This is a genomic window from Robiginitalea sp. SC105 (assembly GCF_014243345.1).
Taxonomy (GTDB): domain Bacteria; phylum Bacteroidota; class Bacteroidia; order Flavobacteriales; family Flavobacteriaceae; genus Robiginitalea.
Map to the genome: position 1 here is coordinate 971174 of NZ_JACLZF010000001.1, position 16982 is coordinate 988155.

Here is a 16982-nt window from a genome sequence, read left to right on the forward strand (position 1 = left end):
TTTCTTTTTGAAAGTAAGCGAAGCGTTTCTTTTTTTGGTTTTCAAAACGAGCGAGCAGGGAAGCTTGCCGCCAGGCAAGCAATCCCACTGCGAAGTTTTGGCTTCTTCCTATTGATTTTCATGCGCGAGCGAGCAGGGAAGCTTGCCGCCAGGCAGGCAATCCCGCTTACTGACAGATATCATTTCCCACTCCTCCTTTTTCGGCTACTTTTCGCAAAGCGGGTCGCAAGATTGCCCTACCTGCTCAAAGCCTGGTTTCCTGGGTATAAGACCGGAATATGTTTGCTTTTTTACGTAAAATCCGCAGAAATCTGTTGGAACGCAGTGCTGTCCACAAGTACCTGCTATATGCTGCAGGCGAAGTGCTTTTGGTAGTACTCGGCATCCTGATTGCCTTACAGGTGAATAACTGGAATGAAAACCGCCGGGAGGAGGACCGGCTCAAAACGTATTTACTGAACCTTCAGGGGGCCCTATTGGATGATATCGCTTCCCTGGACACGACCATTTCCGTGAATAAATTCCGGCTTCACGGAATTTTTTACCTTTTGAAACATGCGGGGTTGAACGATTCGGCTTTTACAGACATCCGGTGGGTAGCCAACCCGGATGAGAACGACGGGATTCACAAGATATGGAAGGGTCCCTATCCCGATTCCCTTAACCGCCGTTTTGTTATCCAATCCTTCTGTTGGCTCGGGCGGGGTTTCGGAGGGGCTGCATTCAACCACTCCGTAATCAACGAGCTCTATGCGACCGGATCCTTTTCAAATATCCCGGACCCGGAGTTAAAAGGAAAGCTGGGGGATTATTACCGGTATCTGGGACAACGACTCGAGGGCTATGCCATAGAGGAACACGAGGAATGGGCCAATGAAGTAACCCGTTTTCTGAGGGATGAATACGGAATCTTTACGCTGGATGTGTCGGATATGGAGGACCCTATTTTGCTGATCCGTAACCGGAAGGATGTGGAAAGACACCTGAGGTACCTGGCCTTTGAAGTCAATTATCACTGTATCTGGGCAGCCAGTGCGCGGAATATGGCCATTGAACTGGTTCAATTAATCGGGGCAACTGAGGCGGCACCGGACTGATCATCAAAAAGGATATTGCGCTACCGGAAAAACTTCAGCCGACGCTCAATCTGCCGGACGAAACCGGGCAAGCGGTGCCATCCGGGCGCGGTTCAGGCTCAGTAACCCGTCCTTGAGGGTGTAATTGTCCGCACTTGCAAGGACCTGCCCCAACTGGTCGGCTACCTCCCGGTCCGGGCAGGCCTTGAGGGATTGTGCGGTTTGGCCGAAGGAAACCCGGTTCCCAGGTGCGAGGTAGTAACTCGCCACAAACACGTTGCAACCGTTGTTGCCCGTTACCTGGCCCAGGGAACTGTGAAAGGTCAGGCCCGGTATCCGGTTGGACTGGACGTTTATTTCCTGCCCCCTCAATTCGACGAGCTGCCATTTGATGTCTTCGATTGCCGGATCGTTGAAATTTTTCTGCAACATGTATTTTTCGGCATCCGTGCCGGAAAAGCGCTTTCCATTGGTGTCCAGTTTGAAGATGACATTTTCCCCTACCTGGTATTGGACGGCCGCCCCGTCCTCCGGGGTCAGGGTGATGAGGCTTCCCGAATCGTCCCAGGCAAAGGTGCCACTATCGGTGACCAGTTCCTCCGATTTGCCCAGGTAGGTGCGGTCGCGGGTAAAGTCCCCGCTTTCAAAAAGGGTGATGCTGATATCCACCGCGTCGCAGTCCGCGCAGGGCAGGGTTCCCCGGTAGGTCCCCTCCCAGTCGACTGATATCCGGCTGTTGTGGGCGGCGTCTGCAGCCTGGCTTGAAAAAGTCGAGTCGGCACTGAGGGCCGCGGCGGCTTCGACATCTCTGGGTTTGGTATCCGGGCCGGGGGTTGCGGATATCTCTTTTTCCCCCATTTGCTCGTTGGAGGTTTTCGGATCGGGCTTGCAACCGGCCAGGCCTGTAATGCAGGCAGTGACAAGCAGGACAAGGAATTTTTTCATTCGGATGAGGTTACCATTTGGCGGGGGAGCGGGTAAGTTACCAAATCGATTTTTATTTTTAAATACCTGCCGGTTAAAGAAAGAACCACAAAATGAAAAAACCAGCCGATGGGGCTGGTTTTTTTGATAAGGGTTTCGGGGATTCAGGGGATATTACCAGGAGGAGATTTCCTTCCGGAGTTCCTCTTTGGCCTTCCCGGTTTTCTCCTGGACGCGGCCGAGCATTTCTTCGAATTTACCTTCGGAATACTTCAGGTCGTCGTCCGTCAGGTCCCCGTACTTCTGTTTGAGTTTTCCCTTGATCTGGTTCCATTTTCCTTTCATTTCTTCATTCGTCATAATATGGTGTTTTAAATGTTCGTATTGCTTTACACTATAATGTACCATTCTTTGGGCAAAAGGACGTGTTCGGATGCCCGGATTATTGACTTGATAGGACTGAGAGAAGTTTTTTTGGTGAGGGATCCCCCACCCACCCGATTTGAAGATAACCCCCGACCCTGCAACCTCCTTTCAACCAGTATAATTTTCAGGGAAAATCGCGTTAATTAAAGTACGCCGCCCGGGTTTTTAACAGGCGCACCCCTCCGGAACCCCCTCCGGTTCAATGAATCCGGGCCGGGACGCCAAAAAGCCGTACCTTGATATTTAACAATATCGGATCAGCGCATTTTATAATTTCGCCCCATCTAGCAAACCGCTCATGAAGCAGTATCTCGGGATTGCGTTTTTACTTCTCTGGACCGTCCTCAGGGCCCAGCCCGAACTCCCGTTGAAGACCGATTCATTCAGGCCCCTGGAGCATTGGGCCGACAAGGCGCTTGCCACCCATCTCAACCGGGAGGTTTCTGCCCACCCGGAATGGTCATCGCTGGTCCAGGACAAAAAGATGGCCATCGGCCTGGTAGATTTGCGGGATCCCGAGAAACCCCGTTTTGCGTCGGTTAACGGAAACCATATGATGTACGCTGCCAGCCTGCCCAAAATCGCCATCCTGCTCGCGGTGATGGATGCGATCGACAAGAAGGAAATCACAGAGTCCGGGGACATCCGCCGGGACATGCGGCTGATGATCAGTAAATCCGACAACCAGGCATCCACCCGGCTGATCGACCTGTTGGGATACGAGAAGATAGAGGCCGTTATGACCGATCCCAGGTATGTCTTATACGACGAAAGCAAGGGAGGCGGCCTCTGGGTTGGCAAGCGCTACGGGAGTGGGGGCGGCACCAACCGGGAACCCCTCAAAAACCTCAGTCATGCTGCCACGGCTTCCCAGGTCTGCAGGTTTTACTACCTGATGGCCTACGGCCAGCTGATCGATCCGCGCCGTTCCTCCCAGATGCTGCAGATTATGGAAAAACCGGAACTGCACCATAAATTCGTGAATACGCTGACCGTTATTGCCCCGGGGGCGCGCATTTTCAGGAAATCCGGATCCTGGCGGACCTATCATTCGGATTCGGCCCTGGTCTGGGGGACCAGCCGGGACAGGCGCTACATCCTGGTGGCACTGATCGATGACCCGGAAGGGGAGCGGATTGCCCGCGACCTGGTGCGGCCCATGGAATCCGTATTAAAGCGGACCACAGCCACCCGGTAACGGCCACCTGGCTTAAAAAACAGTGATGAGCGGAAAATTCTACAGCCGTATATTCCAGATACGACCGGGAGAAGGGCGGATCGCCCTGCTGATGTTCACCTACATCTTTGTGGCGATCGCCGTGCTGCTGATGATCAAGCCCACCATCAATTCCCTCTTCCTGTCGGAACTCGGGGCGGAAAACCTGCCGCTTGCCTACCTGCTGACCTGCCTGGGGGCGATCCTGAGTTCCCTCGGGTACCAGCGCCTCCTGAAGCGCTACCGCCTGAAGCGGATCATTAGGGGGACCCTCTGGTTTTCGGTGGGCGCCCTGGTCTTACTGGCGGTCCTGTTGTTTACCCGGTCTATGGGGGTGGTCTGGCTTTACGCTTTCTATATCTGGATATCCCTCTTCGGGATCCTGGTGGCCTCCCAATTCTGGATGCTGGCCAACCTTGTTTTCAACGTGCGGGAAGCAAAGCGGCTTTTCGGATTCATCGGGGCCGGCGCGATTTCCGGGGGGATCCTGGGGGGCTACCTCACTTCCCTGCTTTCCGCCGCTGCCGGGCTGTCTACCGTGGTGCTGGTCGCTGCGGTCCTGCTGTCCCTGAATTTGCTGTTTTTTGAGAATATCTGGCATTCGCGGATCAGGAACCTCGGCGTCCTCCGGCAAGAGAACCGACGCAAGGGGGTGGCCCTTAACCCGATCCGGGAGATTCGCGCATCCCGCCATCTTAGCCTGCTCGCGCTGATTGTGGCCGTAGGGGTGCTGGTTGCCAAGCTCGTTGACTATTTGTTCAGCGACCTGGCCGCCCGCACCATAGCAGACCCGGAGGAGCTGGCTTCCTTTTTCGGGTTCTGGTTCTCGAGTTTCAACCTGCTTTCCCTGGGGATACAGCTGTTGCTGACCCGGAGGATCGTCGGGGTCTGGGGGGTAGGTCGGTCCCTGCTTTTACTGCCCGCGGGGATCCTTCTGGCCGGGGCCCTCTTCTTTGTTTTCCCGGAGCTTGCAGTGGTCATTGTCCTCAAGGCACTGGACGGGATCCTCAAACAATCCGTAAACAAAAGCGCCTTTGAGATGCTGGCCCTGCCGCTTCCCCTCGAGGTGAAGCAGCGCACCAAGTACTTTATCGATGTCGTGGTGGACAGCCTGGCGACCGGGGTAGCGGGCTTGTTCCTGATCGGCATGATCAACGGACTGGACCTGAACAATTACTACGTGGTCGGGTTGGTCCTGTTGCTGGCCTTGGTATGGGTATTGATGATATACAAGGTGCGCGTAACATTTTACCAGGCTTTCCGCGACAATCTCGGGATGGCCGTAGCTGCCCCGGCAAGGCGCGGCAAAGGGCAAAAAAAAGCTTCCATGCTGGGGATCATGCGGCAGGTGCTCCGGACAGGGGAGGAGAAACAGCGGCTTTATATGCTGGGCAAGCTTGCCGAGAACCCGGATCCTCGTCTGGCCACAGAGGTGCAGGCCCTCCTGGGCCATCCCTCCATGGCGATCCGCACCGCGGCCATCCGCATCCTCTACTACCTGGACCCCCAAAGTATGCCCACCAACATACCGGCATTGCTCGCTGAGCAGGACCCGGTCATGACCCAGGCCGTGGTGGACTTCCTCCTGTTGCATGCCAACCAGAGCCCGGGCTTCCTTTTCGAAAAATACCTGGAACACCCGGATCCGCTCCTGCGCCAATGCGCCTTGCTGGCCCTGAGCCGCGAAGCCCGGGACAACCGGGAGCTCGCCTCCCAGTTCGATCTGCACGGCAGGCTCCGCAGGGCCCTGGCGGCTTCGGACCCCGGGGAGGTCAATAGCTTTTTGCTCAGGAGCATCGGGGCGGCTGCCTTCCGGGACGGATACCCCATGCTCCATAAGGCCCTCTCCTCGGACCAGCCCGATCAGGTACAGGTAGCAATTGCCGGGGCCGGGCTCAGTATGGATACGGAATTCCTGGAACCGCTTTTGGGGCTGTTGGCGCAAAAGGACTACCGGAAGGCTGCCACGGATTCCCTGGCCGTATTGGGCCCCGGGATCGCGCCTTTGATTGCCGAAGGGGTGCGAACCGGCAAATGGTCACTCGAAACCTGCCGGTTTATCCCCGATGTGTTCAAGGCACTCGGGACCCAGACCGCGGTGGACCAGCTCTTCCGCCTCTTTGATGCCTTTGACCTGGGTATCCGGGTGGAAGTGGTCCGGGCATTGGGGGCGATCCGCACGGACAGGCCCTACCTCCGTTTCGACCGCATGAAGGTGGTCCGGCGCATCCACGATGAATGCCGGTTGTACCAGCAAACCCTCACCGCCATGCATTCCCAGATTATCGGGTCCTACCGCAACCGCAGAAGGGGTGGCGGCCCGGTAACCCCCGAAGAAAAAAAGTACCGGACCGCCCTGCTGGACCTGCTGGAGTCCCGACTGGAGGCGGGGCTGGAGCGCATATTCGGGTTGCTCGGTTTGAAATACCCGGTGGCCGATATGCAACGCGCCTACCAGGGGATGGTCAGCAGCAGGGATTCCGACCGCAGCCGTTCCCTGGAATTCCTGGACAACCTCCTCACCGGTACGCTCAGGCGCCGCCTTCTGCCCATCCTGGAAGAAGGCTCCCCGGAATGGGGCGCAGACAGCATCCCGGAGCAGTACGAACATCGGGTCCCAACGGAATTTGAATGTTTCAGCCTGTTGCTGGAATTGCGCGACCAGAAACTGGTGCTCGCGGTACTCCGCCTGATCGAGGTGACCGAAGACGGGCGCTACCGGGACCTGGTGGACGGGTTGCAGGCGTATCCCATGCCCCGGGTTCGGGAGGCCGCGAGGGTTACGATGGACCGCCTTCGGCCGTCTACTGCTCCCTGACGATCCGGTCGATGGCCGATGCCAGGTAGAGGTGGTCGGAAGCGGAGTTCTTGCCGAGCACATTGCTCATCAATACCACGATGTACCGGCAGTTGTCCGGGTGCTCCACGATGGCAACGGAATTCATGTAGTTGAAGACGTTCCCCATGTACTTCCCGCAATCCGGGTTTTTGACCCGGTCGCATTTGTAAAGGCTGCCCGACTTGAAATATACCGCTGCTTCTTTCAGGGCCGGGGACTGCGCATACCGGATCCGCCGGTCGGTCATGTACATGAGCCGTTTCATTTCCAGGCTGCTCTCGGTATCGATCACGCGCCCCTGTTCGAGCTGGATCAGGAATTGCATCAGCCCGGCCGGGGTGCCGATGCTACCCCCCTTATCGCCCACAAAGTTGTTGGCCCCCCGGGTGAAAAAGCTCCCGAGTCTCCAGGCATCCTGCCCGATCCCCAGGGCGCGCAGGGGCTCGTTGACCACCGCGATGGCCAGGTCAGTGATGGAGGTGCGGGGGGTTTCTTTGAACCACGCTTCGGCCTCGGCTTCGGTCAGCTCCGGGTAGCGCTCCCCGAAGGCCGCCATCAGCAGGGCTTCCCGCCAGACGATGCTTGCCGCCCCATTGTTGCTCACGGACATCATGTGGTCCGTCCATTCATAGAGGGTGAACACATCGGAGGCGATCACCTGCCGCTTGATCAGGGTGTTCTTTTCCGGGTTGTAGACGGGGATGGTATGTTCGTCGGTCAATCCCCAGGCCCCGGCCCTTACGGATTTGCTCCGCAACAAGTCGGTCCGCTTGGTAAAATCGTCCGGGTAGATGGCTGCCAGCTGCTGAAAGAGGGCATGGAGGACGGCGATTTTCCCGACGCTTCCGGGTTGGTAGCCTGCCGTTTCGTTCCGGGCGGCGTAGCGGGGGTTGTTCGGGTCCGAGATATCGAGGATGGCGATAGAATAGCTTCGTTCCAGGCCCCGGAAAAGGTTGTCGAACTTTTTCTGGAATTCGGGTGTGGGGGCCATAAAGGCAGCGGTGCTGTCGCCGGCCCGGCCCGACAGGGTCAGGGAGATGTCTTTCCAGGAACGCATGGCGCCTGCCGGCAGGCCCAGTTTGGCTGCGCCTTCCTGCTCCAGGGTGCGCTCCAGTCGGAGGAGGCGCTGTATGCCGGTACGCTCATAGCCGTCGATCGGATAAAACCCGGCAGTGGTACAGAGCAGCAGCAGAAGGCCGAATGTGGCAAGGATTGAGGGCTGTTTCATAGGGAGGGCGCCTGGTCCAGGCGGATTTTTTGGTTCGGGTCGGTTTTGGGCGTTATGGATTCCAGGTAGTCGGAACTCAGCGCTTTTTTGTTTTCCACAAAGGGCCGGATCTGGAAAAGCCAGAGCTTGTTTTCCCGGAAGCCCAGTTCAATATCGTAGGCCCCCTGGTAGTCCGTACCCGTTTCCCTCGGGACGCGATCCCGCACCATCCGGGTCAGCTCCCGGATGGCATCCAGGTTGCTCCGGTTCAGGATGGGGGTTTCAAAGGTGGCGAATTTGCGCCGGGTCCCGCCGGAGACCGGAAGCGTATTATAGGCAATTTCCCGGGCAGGCGCCAGCAGGACGGATTTGCCGTCGGGCCCCAGCAGGTAGGATTCCGCCGCCTGGCCTTCCACCGCGCCGCCGGCGCCCCGGCTGAATGCGACCGTCAGGTCCTCCGGGTCACCGGAAACCACGCCCTTGGTGATCAGCACCCCGGAATAATCCACGTCCACGCTGGGGATCACCAGGATGGAGGGGTAGACGTTTTCGGGGTTCAGCAGGTAGCGTTGCCGCCATTTGAAGCTGCGCTCCGTGTAGGGGGAAGCCCAGACAGCCCGGATGCCGTCCAGGATGGCTGTTTTATCCACCTGGTTGAAAAGCGTCAGGTTCAGGCCGGCCCCTGTAAAGTCCTTGAGGTCCTCCATATTCGTGTCGCTGCGGAGGAAAACCGGTACGCTGCCGAGGGGCCCGCCCAGGATGTCCCGGAACCCCGTCTCCAGCCCATCCACAAATTGTTCGTCCAGGGGCATCTTGCGGATGGCCTCCCGAAGCGTCTCCAATTGCCGCAACTGGTAATTTTCCACCTCCGCCTCGGGGATGTTGCCGGCCCGCATCGTTTCGGCCTGCCGGAACATGGCGCCGAGGAATTCCCAGTAGCTTTGACCGGCCCCCGGCATGGGTTGCTCCATATGCGAGCGGAACACTCCGAAAGGGATTACCAGCCCTTCTACCACCTGGTCGGGGAACATCTTCTTGAGCTGGCCCAGGTTGGCCGCCTTGGGGCCGCACAGGGCCCCGGAGTCCTCCGCGTCCACGGACCGCATGTCGAGCACCTGGTTCACATCCAGCCGGATCCGGTCCACGGGCACGGCGATCCGGTCGGTACTGCGGACCTGTTTATCAAATAGTGCGCGTTCGGCCGGGGTCATCCGGGCCTCTGGTTTCATGATCACGTTCCCCTTGCCGGTCACCGCGTAAAAGATGCGCTGCCCGTCATATTTGCGCAACTCCTCCAGGTTGGGCCCCGAAAGCGCCGCATTGGGGATGCCCAGGTTCCTGGCGAGCAGTTGTACATGGGACACCAGGTTCCCCTCGGAAACGGTGGCGATGCCCGCTACCGGCTTCAGGTCGGCAGGTGGGTGCTGGAAGATATAGATCTTGTCCGGCGACACCTCCACATCCTCCGGGTTGCCGGAAACCACCGAGAGTTCGCCGAAGGCAAACCCCGGGTTCAGGCCCCGGACAGTGCTGGGGTTGGAGAGGTCCAGCACCTGGTTGGTCAGCCTGGAGCGCCGGGCGATAAAATTCCCCAGCTCCCCCACTGCGTACCCCAGGTGCAGGGCCAGGGATCCCCGTACCTTGTCGTCAATAAAGCCGGCAGACAGGGGTTCAAACCCGGCAAACACGGCGGCTGTGGGCCCATAATGCGCCTTTACCATGGACGAGCTCCATTCCACGGCGCTGCGGGCGCGTTGCAATTGTTCCATCAGGTCGCCCAGGGAGGCATTTTGCTGGTCGAACCGGGCCAGTACCGGGGCCAGTTCGTTCCATTCCCAGAGCTCCAGGTGCCCGGTGCCGGCACCGGCCATGCCCAGGAAGCAGATCTTTTCGAGCAGGGCCTGTACGGTGGGGGTATCCCATTGGGAGGCGTAGCTGAAGAGGAAGGATTCGAGTTTCAGGGAGGTATCCAGGAGTTGCAGGCGGCCCTGGGGGGAATTTTCCTCCAGCAGGTTTTCGCGGATCAGCAGCAGCAGTTCCGCGGCGGACTTCAGCCTTGTTTCCAGGGGCTGCTGCGGGCCTGCGGCGGCTGCAAAATTTTCAAGGGCTTCCCGGGTGGGTTTGTGGGTTACCCCGGGAATTCCCCGGGCGATATCTGAAGGGTCCAGGGGGGCATAGAATTTCCGCATGACCTGGAGCAACTTGTCGATTTCCGCCAGTTGTTCCGGAGTGAGGCGGGAGCGATGCTCCTGCCGGAATTTTTCGACGGCGGCGAGGTCGGCCGGTTCGGGCTGTCCGTGGATTTTTACCCTCAAATCACTGAACGGCGGATAGGCGTCGGCCAGCACCTTGGAGTGGCTCCGCATGGCCTGGGCCTGGTTGTCGTCCCCCGAATGGGGCACGTCTTTCATGGACTGGCGGACCAGGAAAAACTCTTCCCGGACCACCTCGTCCCGGCCGAGCAGCCAGGTGTAGAACCCGATCCCCCAGGCCTGTTCGTCCTCGTCCTGTATCGCGCCCCGGTAGTATTGTCCTTTCCGGGAGATCCACCCGTCGTCGATCCCCTTGAGGTATTTCTCCACCTGGTACTGCTTGAGACGGGCATGGTTGGCTTCAGGGTCCCAGAAGGCCTCCCGGTCCGAATAGGCGAGGATTTGCCCCAGGTAGACCTGGTTGGAGGCCGCCAGGGCCAAAACCGATTCCTTGTAGCGCGCGTGCTGTACACCCGGGCCGATTTCTTCCGGACAGGGGTCTTTCGGGGCGCGGATGCTGCCGTCTGTACAAAACCAGCGGATGTCCCGGTAGGGGCCGCGGATATCATTTTTATAGGAGGTGACCAGCGCGCGGACCGCCTCGTTGTCCAACTGCTGGGCAGTAGCCGGAAGGAGAAAAAGCAAGGCCCACAGGCCCGGCAATCTGGTTAACTTCATCAGGGCGGTTTTTACATGGCCGTTCGGGCCAAAGTTAAGGGGGAATATGGCTTGGGCTGCATCAAAGGTCCCCGGACGTCCTTAATTTAACATTTTTAACCTGTACTTCCGGAAAAGGGATTTTTTGATCATCTTCGGTCCATGAAGAAACGCGTTGATTTTAACCTGGGAGGCGCTGCAAATGTATGGATGCGGTGTCGTTTATCCTTGTTCCTGTCCGGTATCCTTGCTTTCCTGCTGGCAATTTCAGGTTGTGCCCCGAAGGTGCACCGGGCATTTGAGTCGAATCGCTATCTCTCCGGGTTTTCCACTTATCTTGTCAATGAAGATCTCGGCACCTATTTCCGCTCCCCGGGGGATATTGACTATACCCGGAACCGGGCCGAACTGGAAGCCTATGTCGGGGAAATCCCGGTAAACGGCGTCTTGTTCCACGGCAGGTCCAATATGAAACCCCTGTACGAACTCTTTGTATTGGTAAATCCCGGCAGACGCACTATCGAACCCGGACTCTTTGAATACCGTTTTGACACCGTGGTCCGCGGCAGGCGGTATGTTTTTCTGGGCCGAGGGATGGATGACCGGTTCCCGGAAAGTGATTTCCGGTATATCAGCAAAAGCCTCACCCGGGGCAAGGGCCTCCCGGACGGGGTGGCTCCCCTCAATGACCTGATGGAGCGCCATGCGAAGTCAGGGAAGTTTTTGGAGGCCTATACGGAGATCGCCGGTTATCCGGCATCGGACCGGACCGACCGCGGCCTGCAACTGCAATACGAGCTTACCTACCTGAGCATGCTTGGCGACAACACCCTGTTCCGGGAAAAGCTGAAGGTGTGGGAGGATCGATATGCCCTGGATGAAGCGGTAACCCTCCGGATCCGGGAAAAAGGCATACGTGGCAAGGACCGGGTATTGGATTCCCTCTTGGCCCTGGCGGCCGGGCAGCGACTGCTCATGTTCAGTGAAAACCACTTTTACCCCTGGCACCGGATCCTGGTAAGGGAATTGCTGCCGGCCCTGAAGGCAGAGGGGTACGGCTACCTGGCGCTGGAGGCCCTGGTCACGGACAGCCTGCTGAACCAGGGCATGGAACCGAGGTTGGCAACCGGGTTTTACACGCGGGAACAACAATTCAACCGCCTGCTGCAGGCAGCCCGGGAACTGGGGTTTGAGTTCGTCTCCTACGAAGCAAGTGAAGGACAACCGGATCGGGAAGCTGCCCAGGCAGCAAACCTATACGGGAAGACTTTCGGGAGAGATCCGGATGCCCGTGTGGTCGTACTGGCGGGGATAGATCATATCTACGAAGAAAGCGACGGGGAGCAGATACGGATGGCGCAATTGTTTGCGGAGAATTACGGGATAGACCCCCTTACGGTTTCCCAAACGGACCTGGCGCACTATCGCACCCAATTGGGTGCGGACCTGGCCCTGATCAACGCCGACTCCCTGATCACCAGGCGTTACCGGCGGGTAGATTACCAGTTGGTGAACAACCTCGACCCGACACCGGCGCCCGGGGATTTCACCTATACGAATCCTTTTGGAAAGCCCGTCCAGCTTGGGCTCTACGATGCCCGGGACTGGAAGACCGACCTGGCCTTTACCTTCAGCGTGCCGCAATTTTCGTTCCTGCTTGCCGGGGGGGGGAACATTTCCCTGGACCTTCCGCACCCGGGGTTCCGCCTGCTCGTCTTCGACGAGGTGGGCAGGGTGCTGGTAAACCGACCTGTGAATACCGGGGAATAGCACCGGCCGCTCCTCCTCCCATTATTTTCTTTTTCACCAACCGGGTCCGGTGTTGCCCGCAACCCTAAAATTTAACATAACAGAATTAGGATAAATTCCAAAAAAAAGGAAAATATCCATAAATTAGCATCCCTCTTTTTCAAGGAACGCGATGCAAAAAACCATTTTACACCTGGACCTGGACACCTTTTTTGTCTCGGTGGAGCGCAAGCTGGACAGCCGCCTTAAAAACAAGCCCATCCTGGTGGGTGGGCTGAGCGACCGGGGGGTGGTGGCGGCCTGCAGCTATGAGACCCGGGGGTACGGGGTGCATTCGGGCATGCCCATGCGCATGGCGCGGGAACTCTGCCCGGAGGCGGTGATCATCCGGGGGAATGCGGGCACGTACAGCAAACACTCGGACGAGGTGACCGACATCATCAGGGAGCAGGTGCCGCTTTTCGAGAAGTCGAGCATCGACGAGTTCTACGCAGACCTTTCGGGCATGGACCGGTTTTTCGGGTGCTACCGCTATGCCTCCGAGCTCCGGCAGCGGATTATCCGCGAGTCCGGCCTGCCTATTTCCTTTGGCCTGTCGGTCAACAAAGTGGTGTCCAAAATGGCCACGGGGGAGGCAAAGCCGAACAACCAGCTCAAGATCGACTTCGGCTATGAGAAACCCTTCCTGGCGCCTTTGTCCATCAAGAAGATCCCCATGGTGGGGGACAAGACCTACCAGACGCTCCGCAACCTCGGGCTGCGGCAGATCCGGACCCTGCAGGAAATGCCGCTCGATGTGATGCAACGCGTTTTAGGGGCCAACGGTACGGTCATCTGGAAGCGCGCCAACGGGATTGACAACAGCCCGGTCATCCCCTTTTGCGAGCGGAAATCCATTTCCACGGAACGCACCTTTGACCGGGACACCATCGACGTGGTGCGCCTGCGCGGCATCCTCACCGCCATGACCGAGAACCTGGCCTTCCAGCTCCGCCGGGGCGGCAAGCTCACCGCCTGCGTCACGGTCAAGCTGCGGTATTCGGATTTCAACACCTATTCCCGCCAGCTGCGCATCTCCTATACCTCTGCGGACCACATCCTGATCCCCCGGGTGATGGACCTGTTCGAAAGGCTGTACGACCGACGGCTGCTGGTGCGCCTGATCGGGGTACGCTTCAGCCACCTGGTGCCGGGCAACTACCAGATCGACCTGTTCGACGACACCCAGGAAGCCCTGAACCTCTACGCGGCCATGGACCGCATCCGGGAGCGTTTTGGCGACAAGAGCGTCCTCCGCGCCTCGGGCATGGGGGCCCGGACCATCGGCCGGATGCACAACCCCTTTAACGGGCAGCCGCCGACGGTGCTCGCACACCGGAAACAGTAGAAAACGGCAAATCCCGAATCCATCCCCGGGATTTGAAATTCGGGATTTGAAATTTACAGATGTACCTGAACTGCCATACATACTACAGCCTCCGCTACGGCACCTTCTCCGAGGTGGACCTGCTGGAGCTCGCCCGGGAAAACGGGGTGAGCTGCCTGGCGCTGACGGATATCAACAATACCTCGGCGGGGCTGAATTTTGTGCGGCGGGCACCGGAGTTCGGGGTACGGCCCCTGCTGGGCATCGATTTCCGCAATGGCGTGGACCCCTGTTTTGTCGGGCTGGCGCGCAACAACCAGGGCTATATGGAACTCAACGGTTTCCTCTCCCGCCACCTGCACGAAAAACGCCCGCTGCCGGAACGGGCGCCGGCCTTTTCCGACGCGGTGGCCATCTACCCCTTCGAGAAGGTGCTGCTCGGCGAACTGGAGGATTTTGCCCCCCACGAATACATCGGCATCTCGGTGCGGGACCTCAGGCGGTTGCCCTTTTCCCACCTGGTCGAGTACCGGGACCGCCTGGTGGTGCTGCAGCCGGTCACCTTCCGCAACAAGCGGGACTACAATGCGCACCGGCTCTTGCGGGCCATCGACAACAACGTGCTGCTCAGCAAGCTGCCCGAGACCGAACAGGCGCGGCCGGAAGACTGCATGTATGCGCTGCCCAACCTGGCAGAGGTGTTTTCGGAATACAGCTTCATCCTGGAGAACACCCGGGCGCTGATGGAAAGCTGCGGTATCCGGTTCGATTTTTCGGAAAACCGAAAGCCCCAGAACCTCAGTACGTATACGGGCAGCCGGGAGGGGGACGAGTCCCTGCTCGAACGCCTTTGCGAGGAAGGCCTGCCTTACCGGTACCCGGATCCCACCCCGCCGATCCGGGAGCGCCTTGCCAAAGAGCTGGAGCTGATCCGGGCCAAGGGGTTTGTGTCCTATTTCCTGATCAACTGGGACATTATCAGCGAAGCCCGCCGCCGGGGGTTTTTCTACGTGGGGCGGGGCAGCGGGGCCAACAGCATCGTCGCCTACCTGCTGCGGATCACCGATGTGGACCCCATTGAGCTGGACCTGTATTTTGAACGCTTTATCAACCTGTTCCGCACCAATCCCCCGGATTTCGACATCGACTTTTCCTGGCGGGACCGGGAGGCCATCACCCGCTACATCTTCGACCGCTTTGAGCACGTGGCCCTTCTGGGGACCTACGTGACCTTCCGGGAGCGCGGTATCGTCCGGGAGCTGGGCAAGGTGTTCGGGCTGCCCAAGGCAGAGATCGACCAGCTCTGCGACGGGGTATACGAATCCTCCCGCCTGGACGAGGTGGCCCGGCTCGTGCTCCGGTACGGGCAACTGATCAGGGGCATGCCCAATTACCTGAGCGTGCACGCAGGGGGTATCCTGATCGCCGACAGGCCCCTCCACTGGTTTTCCGCGACCCACCTGCCCCCCAAGGGGTTTGCCACCACCCAGTTCGACATGGTCATCGCCGAGGATGCGGGCCTCTACAAGTTCGACATCCTGGCCCAGCGCGGCCTGGCAAAGATCCGGGAGGCCCTGGAAATTGCCCGGTCCAACCAGCCGGATGCCAGCCGGGGCGTGGACATCCACGACATCCGCCGGATCAAGGAGGACCCGGCCGTGAACGGGCTGATCAGGACGGCCCAGTGCATGGGGTGCTTTTACGTGGAATCGCCCGCCATGCGGATGCTGCTGCGCAAGCTGGAGGTGGACAATTACCTGGGGCTGGTGGCGGCCAGTTCCATCATCCGGCCCGGGGTTTCCAAGAGCGGGATGATGCGGGAATACATACTGCGCCACCGGGATCCGGAGCGGGTAAAACAGGCCCACCCGGTGCTGCTTGACATTATGCCGGAAACCTACGGGGTCATGGTCTACCAGGAAGATGTGATCAAGGTGGCCCACTATTTTGCCGGGCTCAGCCTGGGCGAGGCCGATGTACTCCGGCGGGGCATGAGCGGGAAGTTCCGCTCCCGGGAGGAGTTTGAGCGTGTCAAATCGGCCTTTGTCGACAACTGCCGGAAAAAGGGGTATTCCGAAGCCCTGATATCGGAAATCTGGCACCAGGTGGCCAGCTTTGCCGGCTATGCCTTTGCCAAGGGGCATTCGGCCTCCTATGCGGTGGAGAGTTACCAGAGCCTGTTCCTGAGGGCGTATTTCCCCCTGGAATACCTGGTGGCGGTGCTCAATAACGGGGGAGGGTTTTACCGGCCGGAGCACTACGTGCACGAGGCGCGGATGCTCGGCGCCCGGATCCACCCGCCCTGTATCAACCACTCCGGGGTGGGTAACCGGATCGAGGGGGCCGACATCTACCTGGGGTTTATGTACCTGAGGGAACTGGAAGACCGGGTGATGGACCGCATTGTCCGCCAGCGGCAGCTCGGGGGGGCTTTTTCGGGCCTGGAGGATTTCCTGGACCGGGTACCCATCTCCATGGAACAGCTCAGCATCCTGATCCGCATCGATGCCTTCCGGAGTACGGGGGCGGAAAAACACCGGTTGCTCTGGAAGGCGCACCTGCTGCTGTCCAAGGGGACGGTGCCCGACCACCCGCGCCTGTTCCCGCCCCAGCACACCCGCTTCCGCATTCCCCAATTGCACGGTACGGACCAGGAAACCGCCTTTACCCAGCTGGAGCTGCTGGGCTTTTGCCTCTGCAGCCCCTTTGACCTGCTGGCAACCCCGCCCGCCAACCGGAACGGCTGCCGCCATTTCCCGGAGTACATGGACCGCTACATCGACATATATGGCTACCTGGTGACGGTCAAGAACACGAAAACCCACAACGGCCAGCGCATGCATTTTGCCACCTTCATCGACCTGTACGGGGAGGTGTTCGATACGGTGCTTTTCCCCCCGGTGGCGGCCAGGTACCGCTTCCGCGGCAGGGGGATCTACCGCTCCTACGGCAAGGTGGTCAGCGAATTCGGTTTCCTCAGCATCGAGGTGCTCCGGATGGAGAAGCAGGACTTTATCCCGGACCCCCGCTATGCGGATATGAAGACGGCTTCCAGGCGCCTGTCGGTCAGGCAGCAGGACGCCCTGGCCGGAAACGAAGGGGGAACCCGGCCGGACCGCGAAAACCCCAACAACGCATCCCCCGCCGGAAATACTTGAAAGCGATCTGTTTAACATTGGGGACCGTGGAATTTTCAGGGCCAAAAATTGACAGTTTGACAAATTCCGGCACCCCCTGTCCCGAACCCCGTAAAAATGCAGGGGAATTTCG

The 16982-nt window shown here is 59.0% G+C and carries 10 protein-coding genes; 6 read left to right on the forward strand and 4 right to left on the reverse strand.

Features of this window, described 5'->3' with window-relative positions:
* Window positions 1–314 precede the first annotated feature (314 nt).
* Complete coding sequence (locus tag H7F20_RS04300; protein WP_185784885.1) at window positions 315–1097, forward strand: DUF6090 family protein; 783 nt, start codon at window positions 315–317, stop codon at window positions 1095–1097.
* 45 nt (window positions 1098–1142) lie between these two features.
* Here H7F20_RS04300 and H7F20_RS04305 read toward each other — a convergent pair whose 3' ends face one another.
* Window positions 1143–2021 (reverse strand): copper resistance protein NlpE N-terminal domain-containing protein, encoded by an 879-nt coding sequence (locus tag H7F20_RS04305; RefSeq protein WP_185784886.1) that lies wholly within the window; start codon window positions 2019–2021, stop codon window positions 1143–1145.
* A gap of 153 nt (window positions 2022–2174) precedes the next feature.
* Window positions 2175–2360 carry a CsbD family protein gene (locus H7F20_RS04310; protein WP_185784887.1) on the reverse strand — a complete coding sequence of 62 codons (186 nt, stop codon included), beginning with the start codon at window positions 2358–2360 and terminating at the stop codon, window positions 2175–2177.
* A 364-nt stretch (window positions 2361–2724) separates the two neighbouring features.
* Here H7F20_RS04310 and H7F20_RS04315 point away from each other — a divergent pair, with 364 nt between their 5' ends.
* Both H7F20_RS04315 and H7F20_RS04320 read left to right on the forward strand, forming a co-directional pair.
* Window positions 2725–3624, forward strand: a complete 900-nt coding sequence (locus tag H7F20_RS04315) for a serine hydrolase (RefSeq protein WP_185784888.1) — start codon at window positions 2725–2727, stop codon at window positions 3622–3624.
* A gap of 25 nt (window positions 3625–3649) precedes the next feature.
* Entirely contained in the window at window positions 3650–6460 is a 2811-nt protein-coding gene (locus H7F20_RS04320; protein ID WP_185784889.1) for an Npt1/Npt2 family nucleotide transporter, read from the forward strand.
* On the opposite strand, the gene H7F20_RS04325 is transcribed toward H7F20_RS04320, so the two are convergent.
* Window positions 6447–7709, reverse strand: coding sequence for a serine hydrolase (locus tag H7F20_RS04325; RefSeq protein ID WP_185784890.1), 1263 nt, complete (start codon window positions 7707–7709; stop codon window positions 6447–6449). The two genes, H7F20_RS04320 and H7F20_RS04325, sit on opposite strands and share 14 nt — an antisense overlap.
* Window positions 7706–10618, reverse strand: coding sequence for a PEP/pyruvate-binding domain-containing protein (locus H7F20_RS04330; protein WP_185784891.1), 2913 nt, complete (start codon window positions 10616–10618; stop codon window positions 7706–7708). The genes H7F20_RS04325 and H7F20_RS04330 overlap by 4 nt, the downstream gene beginning before the upstream one ends.
* Window positions 10619–10759: 141 nt before the next feature.
* On the opposite strand from H7F20_RS04330, the gene H7F20_RS04335 reads away from it, so the two are divergent.
* The 3 genes from H7F20_RS04335 (at window position 10760) to H7F20_RS04345 (ending at window position 16870) form a co-directional block, all read left to right on the forward strand.
* Window positions 10760–12367, forward strand: a complete 1608-nt coding sequence (locus H7F20_RS04335; RefSeq protein WP_185784892.1) for a hypothetical protein — start codon at window positions 10760–10762, stop codon at window positions 12365–12367.
* Between the two features lie 151 nt (window positions 12368–12518).
* Complete coding sequence (gene dinB / locus H7F20_RS04340) at window positions 12519–13733, forward strand: DNA polymerase IV (protein ID WP_185784893.1); 1215 nt, start codon at window positions 12519–12521, stop codon at window positions 13731–13733.
* Between the two features lie 59 nt (window positions 13734–13792).
* Complete coding sequence (locus H7F20_RS04345; protein ID WP_185784894.1) at window positions 13793–16870, forward strand: DNA polymerase III subunit alpha; 3078 nt, start codon at window positions 13793–13795, stop codon at window positions 16868–16870.
* The last annotated feature ends 112 nt before the right edge of the window (window positions 16871–16982 follow it).